General features: G+C 30.6%; 19 protein-coding genes. 13 read left to right on the forward strand and 6 right to left on the reverse strand.

The features are described 5' to 3' along the window. Positions 1 to 26: 26 nt before the first annotated feature. Positions 27 to 1,214 (forward strand): pyridoxal phosphate-dependent aminotransferase, encoded by a 1,188-nt coding sequence (locus ACTTA0_RS02470; protein WP_440675919.1) that lies wholly within the window; start codon positions 27 to 29, stop codon positions 1,212 to 1,214. Positions 1,215 to 1,217: 3 nt separating this feature from the next. Beyond that, the gene (locus ACTTA0_RS02475) at positions 1,218 to 1,871 is read left to right on the forward strand and encodes an NAD(P)H-binding protein (RefSeq protein WP_440675921.1); all 654 of its coding nucleotides are present in this window, start codon (positions 1,218 to 1,220) and stop codon (positions 1,869 to 1,871) included. 2 nt (positions 1,872 to 1,873) lie between these two features. On the opposite strand, the gene ACTTA0_RS02480 is transcribed toward ACTTA0_RS02475, so the two are convergent. The 3 genes from ACTTA0_RS02480 to trxB are packed head-to-tail and all read right to left on the reverse strand — an operon-like array spanning position 1,874 to position 4,564. Beyond that, positions 1,874 to 2,506, reverse strand: a complete 633-nt coding sequence (locus ACTTA0_RS02480) for a hypothetical protein (protein WP_440675923.1) — start codon at positions 2,504 to 2,506, stop codon at positions 1,874 to 1,876. Between the two features lie 49 nt (positions 2,507 to 2,555). Further along, entirely contained in the window at positions 2,556 to 3,578 is a 1,023-nt protein-coding gene (locus ACTTA0_RS02485) for an NAD-dependent epimerase/dehydratase family protein (protein ID WP_440675925.1), read from the reverse strand. Between the two features lie 41 nt (positions 3,579 to 3,619). Next, on the reverse strand, positions 3,620 to 4,564 hold the full coding sequence (trxB, locus tag ACTTA0_RS02490; protein WP_440675927.1) for a thioredoxin-disulfide reductase: 945 nt from the start codon (positions 4,562 to 4,564) through the stop codon (positions 3,620 to 3,622). 21 nt (positions 4,565 to 4,585) lie between these two features. On the opposite strand from trxB, the gene ACTTA0_RS02495 reads away from it, so the two are divergent. Further along, the gene (locus ACTTA0_RS02495) at positions 4,586 to 5,530 is read left to right on the forward strand and encodes a mitochondrial fission ELM1 family protein (protein WP_440675929.1); all 945 of its coding nucleotides are present in this window, start codon (positions 4,586 to 4,588) and stop codon (positions 5,528 to 5,530) included. Beyond that, positions 5,530 to 6,195, forward strand: coding sequence for a hypothetical protein (locus tag ACTTA0_RS02500; RefSeq protein WP_440675931.1), 666 nt, complete (start codon positions 5,530 to 5,532; stop codon positions 6,193 to 6,195). Before ACTTA0_RS02495 ends, ACTTA0_RS02500 begins: the two co-directional genes overlap by 1 nt. Here ACTTA0_RS02500 and ACTTA0_RS02505 read toward each other — a convergent pair. Further along, complete coding sequence (locus ACTTA0_RS02505) at positions 6,192 to 6,530, reverse strand: heavy-metal-associated domain-containing protein (RefSeq protein WP_262589738.1); 339 nt, start codon at positions 6,528 to 6,530, stop codon at positions 6,192 to 6,194. The genes ACTTA0_RS02500 and ACTTA0_RS02505 overlap by 4 nt on opposite strands. Positions 6,531 to 6,598: 68 nt before the next feature. On the opposite strand from ACTTA0_RS02505, the gene ACTTA0_RS02510 reads away from it, so the two are divergent. Next, a complete protein-coding gene (locus ACTTA0_RS02510; RefSeq protein ID WP_440675933.1) occupies positions 6,599 to 6,988 on the forward strand; it encodes an ATP-binding protein in 390 nt (129 codons plus the stop codon). Here ACTTA0_RS02510 and ACTTA0_RS02515 read toward each other — a convergent pair whose 3' ends face one another. Beyond that, entirely contained in the window at positions 6,989 to 7,159 is a 171-nt protein-coding gene (locus ACTTA0_RS02515) for a hypothetical protein (protein ID WP_440675935.1), read from the reverse strand. Positions 7,160 to 7,322: 163 nt separating this feature from the next. Between ACTTA0_RS02515 and ACTTA0_RS02520 the strand changes: the two genes are divergently transcribed. After that, positions 7,323 to 7,631 (forward strand): hypothetical protein, encoded by a 309-nt coding sequence (locus ACTTA0_RS02520; protein ID WP_440675937.1) that lies wholly within the window; start codon positions 7,323 to 7,325, stop codon positions 7,629 to 7,631. A 1-nt stretch (position 7,632) separates the two neighbouring features. Here ACTTA0_RS02520 and ACTTA0_RS02525 read toward each other — a convergent pair whose 3' ends face one another. After that, positions 7,633 to 8,625: a type IV pilus twitching motility protein PilT gene (locus ACTTA0_RS02525; RefSeq protein ID WP_075506362.1), complete on the reverse strand. Its 993-nt coding sequence runs from the start codon at positions 8,623 to 8,625 to the stop codon at positions 7,633 to 7,635. 137 nt (positions 8,626 to 8,762) lie between these two features. Here ACTTA0_RS02525 and ACTTA0_RS02530 point away from each other — a divergent pair, with 137 nt between their 5' ends. From ACTTA0_RS02530 to ACTTA0_RS02560, 7 genes are read left to right on the forward strand one after another with little or no spacing between them, the layout of a single operon-like run. Beyond that, positions 8,763 to 10,529, forward strand: a complete 1,767-nt coding sequence (locus ACTTA0_RS02530; RefSeq protein WP_440675938.1) for a fimbrial assembly protein — start codon at positions 8,763 to 8,765, stop codon at positions 10,527 to 10,529. Continuing rightward, on the forward strand, positions 10,529 to 11,749 hold the full coding sequence (locus ACTTA0_RS02535) for a LysM peptidoglycan-binding domain-containing protein (protein ID WP_440675940.1): 1,221 nt from the start codon (positions 10,529 to 10,531) through the stop codon (positions 11,747 to 11,749). Before ACTTA0_RS02530 ends, ACTTA0_RS02535 begins: the two co-directional genes overlap by 1 nt. Next, positions 11,749 to 13,365, forward strand: coding sequence for a secretin N-terminal domain-containing protein (locus ACTTA0_RS02540; RefSeq protein ID WP_440675941.1), 1,617 nt, complete (start codon positions 11,749 to 11,751; stop codon positions 13,363 to 13,365). Before ACTTA0_RS02535 ends, ACTTA0_RS02540 begins: the two co-directional genes overlap by 1 nt. A 27-nt stretch (positions 13,366 to 13,392) precedes the next feature. Next, the gene (locus tag ACTTA0_RS02545) at positions 13,393 to 15,135 is read left to right on the forward strand and encodes a GspE/PulE family protein (RefSeq protein ID WP_440675942.1); all 1,743 of its coding nucleotides are present in this window, start codon (positions 13,393 to 13,395) and stop codon (positions 15,133 to 15,135) included. Positions 15,136 to 15,138: 3 nt separating this feature from the next. Beyond that, positions 15,139 to 16,428 carry a type II secretion system F family protein gene (locus ACTTA0_RS02550; protein ID WP_440675943.1) on the forward strand — a complete coding sequence of 430 codons (1,290 nt, stop codon included), beginning with the start codon at positions 15,139 to 15,141 and terminating at the stop codon, positions 16,426 to 16,428. Positions 16,429 to 16,434: 6 nt separating this feature from the next. Beyond that, the gene (locus ACTTA0_RS02555) at positions 16,435 to 17,010 is read left to right on the forward strand and encodes a pilus assembly FimT family protein (protein ID WP_440613826.1); all 576 of its coding nucleotides are present in this window, start codon (positions 16,435 to 16,437) and stop codon (positions 17,008 to 17,010) included. Then, the gene (locus ACTTA0_RS02560) at positions 17,010 to 17,825 is read left to right on the forward strand and encodes a type IV pilus modification PilV family protein (RefSeq protein WP_440613827.1); all 816 of its coding nucleotides are present in this window, start codon (positions 17,010 to 17,012) and stop codon (positions 17,823 to 17,825) included. The genes ACTTA0_RS02555 and ACTTA0_RS02560 overlap by 1 nt, the downstream gene beginning before the upstream one ends.

A 17,825-nucleotide genomic window follows, 5' to 3' on the forward strand; every position in this document is an offset into this window, starting at 1 on the left:
GCGTATTAGAATTTATTTATATTTCAATGAGCATAATATCAGACAGTTTAAAACGAATTAAACCATCACCAACTATTGCAGTTACTCAAAAAGCAAGAGAACTTAGAGCAGCTGGAAAAGATGTAATTGGTCTTGGGGCTGGAGAGCCAGATTTTGATACACCAGATAATATTAAAAATGCTGCAATTAAAGCTATCAAAAGTGGAGACACCAAATACACGGCTGTAGATGGAACACCTGCTTTAAAAAAAGCAATCGTAGATAAGTTTAAAAGGGAAAACAAAATTAATTACACTACAGATCAAATCACTGTTGGAACAGGTGGAAAACAAGTTCTTTATAATGCTTTCATGGCAACTTTAAATAAAGGTGATGAGGTAATTATTCCCGCACCTTTTTGGGTTTCTTATCCTGATATGGTTTTATTAGCAGGTGGTAAACCAAAGATAGTTAAGTGTACAGAAGAAGAAGGATTTAAACTTACAGCAAGTAAATTAAAAAAAGCTATTACTAAAAAAACTAAATGGGTGATTTTAAATTCACCTTCTAATCCAACTGGAGCAGGATATTCAAAAAAAGAAATTAAAGATTTAGCAAAAGTTTTAATTAGAAATAAAAAAGTTCATATTTTAAGTGACGATATATATGAACATATAGCATACGATAATTTTAATTTTTATACGATTGCTCAAAATTCTAAATTAAAAGATAGAACTTTAACTATGAATGGGGTTAGTAAATCGTATGCAATGACAGGTTGGAGAATAGGGTATGCTGCAGGACCAAAAGATATCATTAAAGCAATTGGTAAAATTCAATCTCAATCTACATCTAACCCTTCATCAATCAGTCAAGCTGCTGCAGTTGAAGCTTTAAATGGAAATCAAGGTTTTATAAAAAAAAGATCAAAAGCCTTTAAAGAAAGAAGAGATTTTGTAGTTAAAAGTTTAAACAGCATCAAAGGTATAAATTGTTTAACACCTAATGGAGCATTTTATGTCTTTCCAAGTTGTAAGGGATTGTTAAATAAAAAAACTAAATTAAAAACAGATACAGAGTTTGTTCAAAAACTACTTGAACAATCGAATGTTGCAGTAGTACAAGGCTCTGCATTTGGTTTAGATGGATACTTTAGAATTTCTTATGCTACTTCAATGCAAAATTTGAAGAAAGCAATGGATAGAATAAAATCTTTTTGCGAAAGCCTTTCTTAACAAGTGAAAACAGCATTACTATTTGGTGCAACTGGATTAGTTGGAGGACATGTTCTAAATCAACTTATTCAGAATAATAATTACTCTAAAATTAAAATATTTGTCCGTTCTTCAATCCAAATAAACAACTCAAAAATTGAAGTAATTCAAACTGATTTTAATAATTTAGAAAAACACAAAGAAGAAATTGACGGAGATGAATGTTTTTTTTGTATTGGGACAACAAAAAAAAATTCTCCTGATAAAAATGAATATCAAAGAATTGAATTAGATATCCCAAAACAAGTAGCCCAAATTGCAAAATCTAACAATATTAAATCTTATTTTTTTGTATCTTCAGGATATGCAAATTCCAAAAGTTCAGGAGATTATTTAAAATATAAGGGTCTTGTAGAGGAAGAGATCCTTAGTTTAGGTTTTTCCAAAATAGGAATTATGAGACCCTCATTTATATTGGGTAATAGAAAAGAATTTAGATTGGGTGAGAAAATAGGAATAATAATTTTTAAGTTTCTAAATCCTTTATTTATTGGACCACTTAGAAAAATGAGATCAATTCATTCAGAAACAATTGCAAAAGCAATGATTAAACTTGCAAACGATAATATTGATCAAAAAATCTTTGAGTCAGATCAAATTTCAGATTTAGTAAAATAAATTTATTTTAAGGTACAATGACTATTTTCTACGATACACCCAACTTTTTCCATTTCTTCGTCAAATATTTTTGGGTGTCTTAAAGCATAAATATTTTTTAAATAATTAATTCCATACCGTTTAAATTTTCCATCTTCTGTAAGTGCTCCAGATTCGTGTCCATATGAAACCACTGTTTCTAATAAATTTCCTTTTTTGTCATAGAGAACCGTTTCTCCATAACAATTACAAAAATAACTTCTGTTCTGCTTAGGCTCAATATCAATGAAAATAGAAGTTCCTCTTATTCCAATTGTGCCGTGAGGAATTTCAACATTTAACTCCTCTTGTCTTTTTCCAAAGACTGCATGAACAGAACCTTTGATAACTTTTAACAAGTTCTTTGAGACAAATTGAAGTTTTGTTTCAGGTCTTATCAAATAAAAATCATCTTTAAATTTAATTATTGATTTTTCATCTTTAGTTTCAATTGTAGAATTATTTAAATCTTGAAAATTTAATTCTGCTTCCTTGCCATCTATAAAAAATTTTCCTGATAATATTTTATTAGTTTCGGAGGCAAATACGAGCTTTGGGCTTAATCCCCAAGCAATCATAATTTGACTTACAGTTTTTATAAATTTTCTTCTGTTCATTTCGATTAATTTTATACCTGAAATTTAAAGATGAGGTTATACAAAATTTTTATACTAAGCCCAATCTTACTACTGATTTTCCAGCATCAATTAGAGCCCCACTTGCTGGTTTAAATTCAAAACCAATTAAATCTTCAGCATATTTTGTCTCTGGTTTCATCTCTAATTCAAGATCAGGGATCATTGTTTTTGCACTTGAATCTAACATGCTAATAAATTTCACCATAAAATTTGGTAAAGTTTTCTTAGGAAGTTTTTTTGCATACTCTGGTAAAGCTTCAGCTAATATTTTTGATGTCTCAAGTAATGTTTTAACTTCTTTTCCAATAATTAATCTTCTGCCACCAACTTTTGCATTTCCTAAGCAAGCAACATGAGATTTTGCTACATCTTTAACATCAGATATTAATATTCCCCATTTAGGTGTTGCTGGAAATTTACCTTTTAAAAATTGTCTTACATATTCAATTGAGGTTCCACCTTTGGTATCCAAAGCATCTCCAAATACTCCACCAGGATTTATACAAGTAAGTTTATTTTTAATACCTTTACTTTTCATTAATTCCCAAGCTGCCTTTTCAGCAACTGTTTTAGATAGAAAATAATCATTAACTCCCTCAACCCAATTTTCATCGGTCCAATCATTTTCACTAAATGAATAAGGATTTGATCTATTTGGCTTTCTAAACATTGCTGCTATTGAAGATGTAACTACAAATTGCTCTGCATTTGCTTTGATACCAGCGTTTAAAACTCTTAAAGTTCCATCTTTTGCAACTGGTATTAAATTTTCTCTATTTTTTGAGACTTTCATCGGAAAGGGGGAAGCCATATGAATTATATATTTGCATCCTTTTGCAGCTTCTTCCCAACCTTCATCATTTAAAAGATCAAGTTTTGTAAAAGATAATTTATCTATAGAAGCATATTTACTAATCGTTTCTTTTGTCTGAGAAATTACATCATCACTTCTAACAGTACCTAAAACTTCATAACCTGAATTTAATAATTCTATTGCAGTATGTTTGGCAATCCATCCACTTATTCCAGTTAACAATACTTTATCAGCCATGACACCTCTTCCTTTAATTAGTTAGTAATTGTAATCTCAAATTAATGAGATAAGAATTTTTCTGCTTCTAATGCAGCCATACAACCCATTCCTGCTGCTGTCACTGCTTGTCGAAAAGTTTTATCTTTAACATCACCCGCAGCATAAACTCCAGGAATATTTGTTTCCGTAGAATCTGGTTTTGTAATTAAATAACCTTCTTTATCCATTTCTAATTGATCTTTGAAAAGTTGAGTTGCAGGATCATGACCAATAGCAATAAACAATCCATCTAATTTTACTTCCTCTGTTTTTTCAGTTTTCAAATTTTTAATTTTTATACCTTTAACATTTTTGGGTTCACTATCACCCAAGACATCCTCAACTACAGAGTCCCAAACAATTTCAATTTTTTTATTTTCCATCAATTTTTTTTGCAGCATTTTTTCAGCTCTTAAACTATCTCGTCTATGAATTAATTTTACTTTTGATGCAAATTTTGTAAGAAACATTGCCTCTTCTACTGCAGCATTACCACCTCCAACTACAGCAACTTCTTTATCTTTAAAAAAGAAACCATCACATGTAGCACATGCTGAAACTCCAAATCCTCTAAATTCTTGTTCAGATTTAATGTTTAACCATCTTGCTTGTGCACCAGTTGAAATAATTATGCTATCTGCTGTATATTTTTGACCACTATCTCCAACAGCCTCAAACGGTGTAGACTTTAAATTCACTGATCCGATATGGTCTTCTATCATTTCTGTTCCAACAGCTTTTGCTTGATCTCTCATTTGATCCATTAGCCATGGTCCTTGAATTACTTCTGCAAACCCTGGAAAATTTTCCACATCAGTTGTAGTTGTTAATTGTCCGCCTGGTTGAGCTCCGTGAACAAGGATAGGATTTAACATTGCTCGTGCAGCATAAACAGCAGCTGTGTATCCGGCAGGACCAGATCCAATTATTAACACTTTTGTGTGTTTAGTTGGATTTTCACTCATATGAAAGCTATATAGTGATTAATGTCTAAATTAAAAGGTTTATTATTAACTCAAGGGATGCACGGAATGATTAGTCAAGTCGAGGGACTCGCTAAAGCACTTGATATTGATTTTATTCACCAAAAGGTTGAACTAAAAAATATTTGGAAACTTGTTCCACCTAAATTTACTCCAATTTCTCAAAATGTTTATAAAAAGATTGAAGATAATGATTTTGATTTAATAATCTCATGTGGAAGAAAGAGCGTAATTCCGTCTATTCACTTAAAAAGTATTTCTAAAAAAAAAATATTTAATATTCATATCCAAGATCCAAAAATAGATTTTAATCATTTCGATTTTATTGTTGCCCCAGAACATGATGGAATTAAAGGTAAAAATGTTATTAGCACAAAGGGAGCTATTCATTATCTTTCAGAGAAAGAAATTGAAGAAAATAAAGATTATTTAAATTCTTTTATCAAAAAGGACGAAAGAAAAATTTGGTGCTTAATTATGGGTGGACCAACAAAATACTATGATTATTCAACCAAGAATATGAAACATATTTTCTCAATGTTTTATAAATTAATGAAGAAACATGATTTTCAATTAGTAGTAATCCCATCAATGAGAACGCCTATAAATACCATTCATTACGCCAAAGAGTTTTTTGGAGAAAATCACACAGTAATTATGAATGTAGATAAAAAGGCATATTTATCTGCATTAGCTTTATCTGAAAATATCGTTGTTACATGTGACTCTAGCTCCATGATCTCAGAAGCTGCTTTGACAGGCAAACCAATCTATGTTGCTAATATTTTACCAAAAAAGAATGACAAAAGATTCCAAAGATTTAGAAATTTATTTAGAGAATTAAATATTACTAGAAACTTAGGTGAAGAAATAGAAAATTGGAACTATGAAAAGTTAGATGAAACGAATAGAGTAGCAAAAATTATTAAAGAAAAAATTCAATCTTAATGTCATTTTTAAATTCCATAAAAAATAATTCAAAAAAATATGAAATACCATTTGATCATTGGGAATATAGCAATGCTCTATCTGATGGAGCAATTGAAGAAATTATTAAAGCAGATATTCCAAATTTAAGTGAGCATAATTTGAATTATGACGGGACAAGAGCAATTGATGGAGGAGCAGCAGAATTCAGAGAAGGTATTTCCTCTGGCGGTAAAGCAATAAAATTTAGATGTTTTGTAACAAAAGAAAATAGTTCGCAATTTCCAAATCTTGTAAAATTTATAAATGAACTTCAGTCAAAAGAAACATTTGAGACAATATCTAAAATGATCAATAAAGATTTATCTAATTCATATGTTAGAGTTGAAGTAATTTGTGATAGAGAGGGATTTTGGCTAAAACCTCACTGTGATATCAAAGAAAAATTAATGTCAGGATTAATATTTGTTAATAAAACAAACGAGTCTGAAGATTTAGGGACTGATTTTTATAATGAAAAATTAGAGAAAGTTAAAACATTGCCTTACAGAAATAACTATGGTTATCTTTTTACTAGTGGACCAAATACTTGGCATGGCATGGAAAAAAAGAGTATTCTTAAAGAAAGACGATGTTTACAAGTAAACTATGTGACTTTTGAAACTGATTGGAAAGTAAAAAATTAAAATTTATTTAATGAAATTAATCCAGATTTTGGATCAATAATTTTTTCATTTAAGGTAGCAACTTTACCAACTGCAAAACCAGCATTCTCAATTACCTTTTTAAAGTCCTCTTCAGAAAAATTTGGAGTATTTTCAAAATTTATAAAAGCAACTCCCTCTGGCCATGACACTTCAACATTGCCTTCTCCTGTTGCAGCTTTAAGTTCTTTTTCAACTTTTGCTTGGCATGCCATACATACCATTCCATCTACAACTCCAATCATAGCAACTTCTGCTTTGACTATGTTTTGAAAAAATATTAATGATGTAAATAAAACTAGTAAGATTTTTTTCATGATTCTTTTATAAACTATTTTTTTTAATTTAACATACCCATATTGGGTAATACTATTGAAATTTATTTATGAATATAGAAATGCTTTCAAATCCCTCAGAGCTAAAAGATACAAGATCGAAAATAGAGAAGTTTTGTAAATCAAATCTCCCAAATATAGAATTAGCAAGCGTAACTTTAGCAATTGATGAGGCTTTGCAAAATGTAATTCGTTACTCGTATAAAATGAAAAAAGATCAAAAAATTGATTTAAATTTAGAAATTATAAATGATAGTGAGCTTAAAGTAATAATTACTGACTATGGTGAACAAGTACCATTAGATACAATTAAACCAAGAGATTTAGATAAAGTCAGACCTGGAGGTCTGGGGGTATACTTTATAAAGAAAACTTCTAAATTTTGTGAGTACAAACACAATGAAGTGGGCCCAGGTACAACTTTAACTTTAATTTTTTAACTATTCTTCTTTAATCAGTTTGGGTTTTGAGCACTTGTAAAATTGGTTGGAACCTCTTAAAGATTTTTGCAGCATTGCTAATTCATTTGAATTTTGATTATAAGTTACATTAGTCTGCAATCCTCCAATTGAACCGTTTGATGTAAAAGATGATGGGGTTTGTCTATCCATCTTGAAATTTACTTTTGTCTTTGAACTATTAATTTTTGTTAGAATGATTTGTTTTCTTTTATTTGAATAAACCCAAACAGTTGTATTTTTTTTATTTTTACAACTTAATTGATAAATATTTGCATTAGAATTTTTAGGAATAAAAGCTATAACAATAAGAACAATGGTTATTTTTAAAAAAAATTTAAACAACATTAAAATATTTTTTTTAGCTTTTTTTGCATTTTTGGCAGCTAACTATCTTTATAATAATATCATAACAAAATCCACAGCTAACAATGTAAAGTTTTTAGAGGTTGAAGTTGAGTTAAAAGGTAATGTAGATTTCAATTTAAAATGTGAAGGAGCAAACAATCCTAACCCTTCAAGTGTAAATAGAGGTCTTGGTGAACAAACTGAAAGTAATTGCACTGGTACTGGAACTTTTTCCGCAATAGTTCCGCAACAAAGATTTACTGAAAGTTCAAATTAATCTACTCAACTAATTTTTTGAGCTTTAAACCTTCAAGACATTTTTCCATTGTAAACATTCCATCTTTAGCAGATGTTTGAAGAGTAGATTGAATTTGCTCTGTTTTACCTTCTCTAATCAAATTTCTTATTGCTGGTGTCCCTGTCATTACTTCATGACACCCAATTCTTCCTCCACCTTTCTTTTTTAATAATTGTTGAGACATTACTAATCTGATTGATCCAGCCAACATTGTTTGTGCTTGTTCCTTTTGTGCTGGTGGAAAGACGTCTAAAATTCTTGTAATTGTTGAAGAAGCACTACTAGCATGTAAAGTTCCAAAAACTAAGTGACCAGTCTCAGCAGCAGTTAATGCTAATGAAATAGTTTCTAGATCTCGCATCTCCCCAACTAAAATTACATCAGGATCTTGTCTTAATGCGGACTTCAATGCTTTTGCAAAACTTCCGGTGTCTTTTCCAACTTCCCTTTGAGAAATAATACTTTTTTTAGCAGGATGAACAAATTCAATAGGATCTTCAATTGTAATTATGTTTTCTGCTCTATGAGAATTAATTTGATCTATCATTGCCGCAAGCGATGTAGATTTACCAGAACCAGTTTGTCCTGTAACAAGAACCAATCCTGTTTTGTGAGTTATTGCTTCATGTGCTGCAGGGGGCAAACCTAGTTTTTCAATGTTAGGAATTTCACTGATAATTTTTCTAAGAACCATACTTGGTCCATATGAAGAATAATAACCGTTTGCTCTAAATCTCTGTCCATCAACAACAACAGCAAAATCTAAGTCTCCATTGCTAATTAAATAATCATATTGTGCTTTATCTAAAGATTGTTTCCAAAAAGTTTCTATATCTTGTCTTGAAACAATGTCTTCACTAAAAACTTTGATCTCACCATTTTCTCTTATTGCAAATGGTTGATTCGATCTGATGTGGATATCTGACAAATCATATTCTTTTGGATATGATTTTAATTTATCATGAAGACTCATAAATGTTTTGATGCTCTAAAAGTTATAGCTTTTCAAGTTTTTTTTAATATTGATACATATATAAAGTAACACAACTAATGCTTGTGTACCGATTCGGTATTTATTATTGTGATTTTATTCGGTTTTTATAAAAATTTATGATTGATAAAATTGGACCTCCTATTGCAAAAGCTTTTGCTCCTATCATTAAATTAATAGGAAAAAATCACTCAAAAAAAGAAAAAGTAATAGGTGTCGTTTTTAGAGATAAATTTATTCAAGCTGCAGAAATTTCATACAAAAAAGGTGTTTGTAAAATTGATAATTTCTCTAATCAACAAATAGCAGGAATTGGAGAAGACCAAGATTTTTTATCCGCAACAACATATTTAAGTGATCAAGTAAAAAATGCATTAGACTCCATTAAGACTAAAACAAAAGACATTGCCGTTTCTTTAGATACATCCAAAGCACAAATATATAATTTACAAATTCCAATTATGGATGAAGAAAGTTTAAGGGAGGCAACTGCTTTAGGTGGATTTTGGGATCAGTTTGATGAAACACCTGAAAATTTAGATGAATTTGAAACAAGTTATTCTGTTATGAGTACAAATGAAGAGCTTGGTGTAATGGATGTAGTTTTAGTTGCTATGGAGATAAAGTTTGTGGAAACTTATTCGAATATTTTTAGGCTTGCAGGTTACAATCCTGTGGTAATTGATCTAGCACCGTTTGCTCATGTTAACTCTCAAGGAATACTTCTTGGGAAAGAAGGTTTTGAAACTCCAAATGTTATTTTCAATTATTCAAAAGATGAGAAAAGTATTACTATTTGTTCCAATAAAGGTTTTCAGTATTCAGAATTAAATATTATTGAAGCAGATCAAGTATTGCTTGATACAGTTGAGGAAGTTGAGAGTGTTGAAACAGAATTTTGGGATGAAATTTTTGAAAGACTAGGTTCTCAAATTAAACAATATTTAGTTGAGTATGAAACAAAGTATGAATTTGATCCTATAAATATTATTACAGTAATTTCAGATAAGTCAAAAATTAAAAATGTTTCGAAAGGAATTGAGCGACAATTGGGAGATGTTGTTATTAAACTTTATAATCCTGAGGACTCTGCTGAAATTTCAGATAGTGCAAAAAAATATATAGATTCACTTAGCAATAAATCTCTTGCATCGGAAGCAATTGGTATTGCATCAAGAAAATTAAATTCTTTTAATCTTGAAACTAACGAAATAATTTCTGTAAATCTTTTATCTAATTTTGATCAGGTAAAAACTAACAGAAGATCAAAATCTTTAGGCAATTTTTGTTTAATGATTTCTATGATTTTTGTTTTAGGTATTATTGGACACGTTCTTCCATTTAAAATTTTAAAATTAATGAATAATTCATCTAAATTAGCTGCTACTAAAATTTTAGAAGAAGATCTCGAAAGTAAAAATAATCTTTTGCAAGGATATAATGCAAAAATTGATAGTATAAATGAAGATAAAAGAATTGCAGCAGCCTTTGGATCAAATTTAAAAACGACTGCAAATCTTTATGCAAGTTTAAATCAAATAGTTCCAAAAAATATCAGATTGACTAGTTTTGGAATACAAGAAAAACATAATATTTTATTTTCTGGTGTAGCTATGAACGATCAAGCCGTGGTAAATATGATGAATAGTTTTTCAGAAAATGAAGTTGTTAATGATAGTAAAATTGAGGCATTAGTTGAATTTTCCAAACAAGATCGAATAGCACTTTACACAGTCGCTGGACAACCTGATGTAAAAGAAGAAGATTTACCAAAAGAAAAAATAACAAAAAAATTTAACTCAAGATTATCATTAAAACCTCTGTCAACCGAGGTATTTGATGATGAAACTATAGTTTTAGATCTATTAGAGGCAGGTAAAGGATAATGTTACTAAGATTTATATTTACAACTATCTTTCTATTCTATTGTAGTAATTCTTTTAGTAGTGATCCATTTACTAATGAAATTGGTATTGTAAGAGAGCCAGAAGTAGTTGAGATTAAAATTGAAGATACAGATGAATCTGAGACAGATTTATTAATTCAAGAAGAAGCTTATGAAGAGAAATTGGCAGAGGAATTATTTAATAACACTGAAGAGGTGATTGAGGTTGTTGAGGCCGAACCTGAGAGCACTGAACTTGTTACAGTTTTAAATATTGACCCAATCATCGCATATTCTCTAAGGGATTATTTATTAAAAGGTGTTGCACTAAGCAAAGAATCTGATCATAAATTTCAAAGAGCTAAAGTAAAAAAAATCGACAGAGCAAAAACACCTACTACTCACACAATTTCGAAAGAAGATACAATTGAGAAAATCGCTTTTAGATACGGTTTTTCGTTAAGAGAAATAGAAATTGCAAATGCAATTTATCCTGGATCAAGAAAATTAGTAACTGGTGACAAGATAGTTATACCAAATAGATTTCATATCGTAAAAGAGGGTCAAAACTTAAACACTATTGCTGAAAGATATAATTTAAATGCAACACAGCTTGCTTCTTACAATGATCTAGATGATGAAAATATTATTTTGATTGGTGATAAATTATTACTGCCTTTCTTTATTCATGTAACAAATGAGAACGAAACAATAGCTGATATTGCTGGAAGATATGAAAGAGAGATAAGTGAATTAATCAAATTTAATGCTTTTGAAAAAAACACAGTTATTTTAAATGAAAATCAATTAGTAAAAATTCCAATTTATGCGAATGAGAATATTACTTATGAAAACTTAGACAAGAAGAGTATTAACGATTTTAAAATAAATAGAAAAAATCTTGCAATAATTGAGATAAGTAACAGTCAATTTATGGTTAGAGAGGGTGATAGAATAGGAAATAGAGATGGTGTGATAGTCTCAATTGAAAAAAACAAAATGATTGTTTTAGAGGACAATATTGAATATGAGTTTTTAATTAATACTCCAATAGTAGGAATGGCAATTGCATCATTACCACAATCAAATAATGAAGATTTAACCAATGATGATGTAAACAATGATGATACAAATATTGAAAATCAAACAGAGAATAATGAAAACAATAACAATGATAATGAAAATGAAACAGTAACAAATGTTGAGGATTTATTCAATTAATGACAAAATTTATTAAATTATTCCTGGTATTAACACTGTCTACATTGCTAGTAAGTTGTAGTAGTTCAAATAGACCTAAAATGGCTTATGATCAAAAGGATAAAGGAGCTGTTCAAGAAATTGAGTCTTTCAATGTAAAAGCAAGTGCTGAAAATTTTAGACAAACTGCAGAACAATTTAATCAAGATTCAAATGATATTTTAAATAAAAATAAAAAAGAGGAAAAGTTAGTAAGAAGAATCTCTTTAACAGAGGGTAAGGCGCTAGAAAAAAAATCACTTAAACTAATTGATAGAAATTTAAAGATTAAAAAGTTAGAGGATACTGAAGTAAGTTTAAAGCTTAATAATATGAATATAAGATCAGCTTTAAAATTATTCGCTGGATTAGTTCAGAGAAATATTATCATAGGTAATGAAGTTAGTGGCGAAATAACTATAGACTTTGAAAATATAAAATGGGGCTCTGCTGTTTATGCTATCTTAGATATTAACAGTTTAATTATGACTGTTGATGAAGATTCTGGTTTGCTAAGAGTTCATACAAAAGAATTTTTTGCTGAATTAGAAAAAGCTAAAATAGATAATACTATAGAGGAAAATAATAATTTAGCTTCCTTAGATATTGGCGGTTCAGTTTCAAACGATGGAGATGGTTCTGAACCTTTGGTTACAGAGATATTTAAAGTCTTTTATCAAAGTTCAACAGATTTAGTAGAATCTCTTGGGGAAGTTATGGGTGAGACTGAAGGTTTTACTATGGTAGATGATGAAAAAAATAATCAAATTATAATTACAGGCACATATGCACAATTAAATCAGGCAGAAAATATTTTAAACAAAATTGACTTGGAAAAAAAACAAGTAATGATCGAGGCTTATATTGTTAATGCAACTGATGGCTTTAATAAAAACTTTAGTGCGAACATAGATGCACTCAATGCATCAGCAGTTGCAAATGGAAAAGACCGAATAACCTTTTCAGGGATTGATACTAACCCAGGAAACACAACTTCTATAACACCTGTAGCAGATACGAATCCCGAGGCTATATCTAATGCAGATTTATCAGATGCAGTCAGTTTGGCAGGAGGAGCATTTTTGCTTGGAAATATAGGAATGACAAAGATCAAAGCTGTAATCACTGCATCAGTGAAAGACTCTAATACAGAAACAGTTTCAAATCCAAAACTATTTGCAATGGACGGTGAAGAAGCAACTCTTACTCAAGGTACAACTTTAGTAAAAGTAATTCCAGCTTCAGGTGATGCTGCAGGATCTACAGTAGAAATTCCACAAAATTTAAGCATCACGGTGAAACCGGAAATTGTTGGAGAAAGTAGAGTAAAAATTGAATTATCACTTGCAAATGATGCACCAGGTGAAAGCTCAGGTGATGACGTTGTAACGAACGAGGAATCGCTTACATCTATAGTCCAAATTAATGCTGGTGATGTAGCTGTACTTGGAGGTGTTTATAAAAATACTAGAGAAAACAGTGAAACTTATGTGCCGTTCTTCTCAAAAATTCCATTACTAGGAGCATTTTTTAGACAATCAACTGATAAAGACGATAAAACTCAACTGTTAATATTCCTAAGTGCAAATGTTGTATAAGTTATAATTTTTATTATAACTTTAAACATGCCTTCAATAAATCCTGAAATAAGTATTAAGATTTCAAACCTTTTAAAAACTAGTGGAAAATTATCTGAAGCTAACTTTAACGAGGCTAAAAAAAAATACGATAGTAATGGCAAGGTTCCTCTTGGGGTTTTAGAGTATTTAATTGATGATAAATTAGTAAGCGAAGATGATATTGTTTCTGCAGTTTCAAGAAATTATGCTTTACGTAAAACTATTCTAACTGAGCAAAATATTAAAAAAGAAGCTGTAAAAAAACTTCCAAAAGATTTTATAATGGAAAACGAAATGCTTCCATTCGAACTTAATGGAAGAATTTTGAAAATTGCTTTATTTGATCCAACTAAATCTACATTAGCAGGTAAGATTAAAAGCATGACTGGATGTAATGTAGAGTTGTATGTTGCAAAACCTTCAAATTTAGATCAAGCACTAAAATTTAAATCTGTAATAGAAGCGACACAAGATTCTCAAAGTAATCAATCACAAAAATCATCAGTTTCAAAACCAAATTTAAATGTGAAGGTTCCAAATGTAAAAATTACCCAAGGTGAGAATGCTGTGGTAGAATTTGTCGATAAACTTTTAAATGAATCATTTTTTAGTGGCACTAGTGATATTCATATTGAAATTTTTAGAAGAGGTGAGGCAAGAATAAGATTTAGAAAAGATGGTGTCCTCCAAGAACAATTACAGTTCAAACAATTTTTGATGGAGAATTACAATGCAATAGTGACAAGGCTAAAAATTATGTCAGGTTGCGATATTTCAGAAAAAAGGTTGCCTCAAGATGGAAAACTTCAATTTAAAAATCCACAACCAAAAAATGAAGATGATGTTGATATTGATGTTAGATTTTCAGTTATTCCAGCTAAAGAAGGTGAAAGAGTTGTTATGCGTTTACTTGCTGCTGGGCCAGATCTTGGTTTAGAGCAAATCGGTCTAGATAAAGAGGATTATGATAATTTAGTTACAGCTATAACTGCTCCTCAAGGAATGGTTTTGGTTACGGGTCCAACAGGTAGCGGTAAAAGTACAACTCTTTATGGCTGTATTAAAAAAATTAATAATCCCGGAACAAATATAATGACAGCCGAAGATCCGGTTGAATTTTATTTAAAAGGTGTTGGACAAATTCAAGCTAACAATGAAATTGGTTTAACATTTGAAGCGATATTAAAATCTTTTTTAAGACAAGACCCAGAGGTAATTCTAGTTGGAGAAATAAGAGATAAATCTACAGTAGATATTGCAATTAAAGCAGCTTTAACTGGACACTTATTATTAAGTACGCTTCATACAAATGATGCGGTTTCTACGGTTGTCAGATTAGTAAATATGGGTGTTCCAAGTTTCATGGTTGCATCAGCCTTAAGTTTAATTGTCGCTCAAAGGTTGGCGAGAAAGAATTGCTCTTCTTGTACAGTTGATGACGAAAAAGCGACTAAAGAAACTTTATTACAATACGGTTTTAAAGAGGAAGAGTTAAATACCTTTACACCCAAAATGGGTACAGGTTGTGCAGAATGTAACAACACAGGATACAAAGGAAGACAAGGAATTTATGAAGTGTTAAAAAAAACTCCTAACTTAGAAGCTGCGATATTGAGAGATGCTAGAGGAGATGAAATGCTTGAAGTTGCAATTAAGGATGGTTTCAAAACTATGCAAGTTATTGGCAGAAATTTTATTAAAAAAGGTATATTATCTGTTGAAGAATATTCTAGAATTTTAGTAGTTTAGTTTATGGCAACATTTCAATATGCTGGTGTTCAAGCTGGAAAAAAAATTAATGGAGTAATTTCTGCATCTGATCCAAAAAGTGCTGCAGTAGAACTTAGGAAAAAGAAAATTATTGTTACCTCAATTAAAAAAGGTAACGGTAAATCCGAAAAGAAAGGTCCACCATCTTTAGATGATATTCCTATAAGTAACGCTCCTATTATTATTGCAAAAGGAAATATTTATTTAAATTTTGGACCTTGGGCAAAAGTTCCACCGAAGGAATTACTGCAGTTTACAAAAAAAGTATCAACTATGATCAAGGCGGGTTTGCCTATTTTAGAGTCTATAATGATGATCAGAGATCAAACTGTTCATATGAAGATGAAAATGACTGCTCATACCATAATAAAAGATTTAAATGGTGGAATGAATTTAACGGATGCTTTTGCCAAGCATCCAAAAATTTTTGATAATATTTATTTGAATATGATCTCTGCAGGTGAAGCTAGTGGTAAATTAGATGAATTTTTAATTAAACTTGTAGAGTTATTAGAGAAAAATGCAAAAATTAAACAAGGTATTAAAAGTGCATTGTTTTATCCGATAATGCTTTTGACAGTTGCAACTGTAATTACAATTTTCATGTTGTGGAAAGTTGTTCCTGTTTTCGAGAAAATGTATGGCTCCATGGGTGTTCAACTTCCAGCAGCAACTTTAGTTATTGTTAATGCGAGTAGATTTATTGCTAATCCAACCAATATAATGAAAATCGTGGGAATTATCGTAATTATTAGAGTTTCTTATAACTTCATGTACAAAAATATAGAGGGCTTTAGACATGTAATGCATAAGAGATTTTTAAAATTTCCTTTGTTTGGAGATTTAATTGTTAAGGCAACAGTGTCTAGGATGTGTATGATTATGGCCAATCTAACTAGAGCTGGAGTAAGTATCATAGATACAATAAAAATTTCTAAATCTGTTACTACAAATCTTGTTTTTATTTATGCGTTAGAGAGAATTGGGAGGCAGATAGTAACTGGTCAAACATTGTCTGCGTTACTACAAAAAGAAGAACATATATTCCCTCCAGCTCTTGCACAGTTAACAGCCGTTGGTGAGAGAACAGGAAATATGGAAGAAATGTTCCAGTCAATTGCAACTTACTATGAAGAAGAATTTGATGGTGTTGTTGCGGCCTTATCCTCAATTATAGAACCATTAATGATTGTGATAATTGGTGCGATTATCGGGGTTCTTATGATAGCTTTGTACATGCCAATCTTCAGTATTGGTCAAGCTGTAGGATAGACCTTAATGAAAATCAAAGAAAAAGGTTTCAGTATTTTGGAGTTGATGACTACTATAGCCATCATATCCATTATTGGTGCAGTTGGTTTTCCAGCAATTGATAATTTTGGTGATCAAGATAATTTCGAGAGTGATCTTGCAACAATTCGAGGTCAAATAAATTACGTTAGACAACTGTCCCTTGAAGATGGAAACGCTTATACGATCAGAATTGTAAATGATACTTCTAACAATACTGCAGATTTAGAAGTTTGGCAGGCACAAGGATTGAATAGATACAATGTAGAATATCATAAATCTACAGCCACCAAATGTTCTGATTTTGATGGCACAAATGATAAAGGAACTAAGCTAACAGATTTAACAAAAGAACTTGAGCATATGACAATCAGTAGATGTACATCTACGACAGGTAGCTGTACAAAAGTTTCTGCTTCTAATAACTTTTTTTGTTTTTTACCTGATGGATCCTCACCTGAAAATGCCAGAGGAGAAATTCAAGCCTCTGAAAATGCTGGAGGAAAAAAAGATTATTTACACACTTACGAGACAGGTTTTTTTAATAATGGGAATAGAATGTAATGAATTTAAAACACAAACTTCAGAGGGGTGTATCTTTGGTTGAGGGAATGACTGCGGCTGGTGTTTTGGGCATAGCAGTAACTGTATTTATGACATTACAATCTTATCAAGAAAGAGATTTTGCAAATTTAAGGAAGTTTGACAAAGCTGCTTATGCAGTAGAATTAATGTTTGAAGAACTTGCTGCTGTTTACAATCCTGTAGCTGCGCAATATGGAAATCCAAGAGTATTTGAAGATACAACAGCAGGTGCTTCTTTAAAAGTAAAGGGTCTTGCTCAATTACCAGGTGATGGAGATCAAATAATAATCGAGGGAGTGGGTGGTAAATACGAAATTACAGACTCAACTGCTTTCGATGATGATAACAACACTACTTTATCTTTGGAAAGATCAGATGTTCCTGATGATACACCAAATAAAAATATGGCATCTGATGCTACAGAAAATGCTCCAATTACATTTATATCTAATTCTGAAGGTAGTTTAGATCCTTATGATGATCTAGACATGACAAAGTTTGAAGACACCACATATAAAGCGACAATAACAAATCAAAAAGTTTTGGCTGACCTAGATAATTGGGGAACTTTATTGAAGAAGCATCTCGGTCCTGCAAGAACTGGAGATAAGAGATTATTAGAAATTGAAGACATCGAAAAAGATGTCCCTGTTGATAAAGATAATGATGGAGTTACAGATCAAGAAGATGGAGTTGATATTTATGAAACCGTCAAAAAGAAACAAGTTACAATAATTATTAAACAAGACAAAATTGAAGAAAAATTTAGAAGATTATTTTTAGCTGGAACTTAA

It is taken from the genome of Candidatus Pelagibacter sp. HIMB1593 (assembly GCF_052047755.1).
In the GTDB taxonomy this organism is placed as follows: domain Bacteria; phylum Pseudomonadota; class Alphaproteobacteria; order Pelagibacterales; family Pelagibacteraceae; genus Pelagibacter.

Coding starts and splice junctions, on each gene's coding strand:
- ACTTA0_RS02470 (WP_440675919.1), top strand. CDS start 27: ATGAGCATAATATCAGACAGTTTAAAACGAATTAAACCATCACCAACT.
- ACTTA0_RS02480 (WP_440675923.1), bottom strand. CDS start 2,506: ATGAACAGAAGAAAATTTATAAAAACTGTAAGTCAAATTATGATTGCT.
- ACTTA0_RS02485 (WP_440675925.1), bottom strand. CDS start 3,578: ATGGCTGATAAAGTATTGTTAACTGGAATAAGTGGATGGATTGCCAAA.
- trxB (WP_440675927.1), bottom strand. CDS start 4,564: ATGAGTGAAAATCCAACTAAACACACAAAAGTGTTAATAATTGGATCT.
- ACTTA0_RS02495 (WP_440675929.1), top strand. CDS start 4,586: ATGTCTAAATTAAAAGGTTTATTATTAACTCAAGGGATGCACGGAATG.
- ACTTA0_RS02500 (WP_440675931.1), top strand. CDS start 5,530: ATGTCATTTTTAAATTCCATAAAAAATAATTCAAAAAAATATGAAATA.
- ACTTA0_RS02505 (WP_262589738.1), bottom strand. CDS start 6,530: ATGAAAAAAATCTTACTAGTTTTATTTACATCATTAATATTTTTTCAA.
- ACTTA0_RS02510 (WP_440675933.1), top strand. CDS start 6,599: ATGAATATAGAAATGCTTTCAAATCCCTCAGAGCTAAAAGATACAAGA.
- ACTTA0_RS02515 (WP_440675935.1), bottom strand. CDS start 7,159: ATGGATAGACAAACCCCATCATCTTTTACATCAAACGGTTCAATTGGA.
- ACTTA0_RS02520 (WP_440675937.1), top strand. CDS start 7,323: ATGGTTATTTTTAAAAAAAATTTAAACAACATTAAAATATTTTTTTTA.
- ACTTA0_RS02525 (WP_075506362.1), bottom strand. CDS start 8,625: ATGAGTCTTCATGATAAATTAAAATCATATCCAAAAGAATATGATTTG.
- ACTTA0_RS02530 (WP_440675938.1), top strand. CDS start 8,763: ATGATTGATAAAATTGGACCTCCTATTGCAAAAGCTTTTGCTCCTATC.
- ACTTA0_RS02535 (WP_440675940.1), top strand. CDS start 10,529: ATGTTACTAAGATTTATATTTACAACTATCTTTCTATTCTATTGTAGT.
- ACTTA0_RS02540 (WP_440675941.1), top strand. CDS start 11,749: ATGACAAAATTTATTAAATTATTCCTGGTATTAACACTGTCTACATTG.
- ACTTA0_RS02545 (WP_440675942.1), top strand. CDS start 13,393: ATGCCTTCAATAAATCCTGAAATAAGTATTAAGATTTCAAACCTTTTA.
- ACTTA0_RS02550 (WP_440675943.1), top strand. CDS start 15,139: ATGGCAACATTTCAATATGCTGGTGTTCAAGCTGGAAAAAAAATTAAT.
- ACTTA0_RS02555 (WP_440613826.1), top strand. CDS start 16,435: ATGAAAATCAAAGAAAAAGGTTTCAGTATTTTGGAGTTGATGACTACT.
- ACTTA0_RS02560 (WP_440613827.1), top strand. CDS start 17,010: ATGAATTTAAAACACAAACTTCAGAGGGGTGTATCTTTGGTTGAGGGA.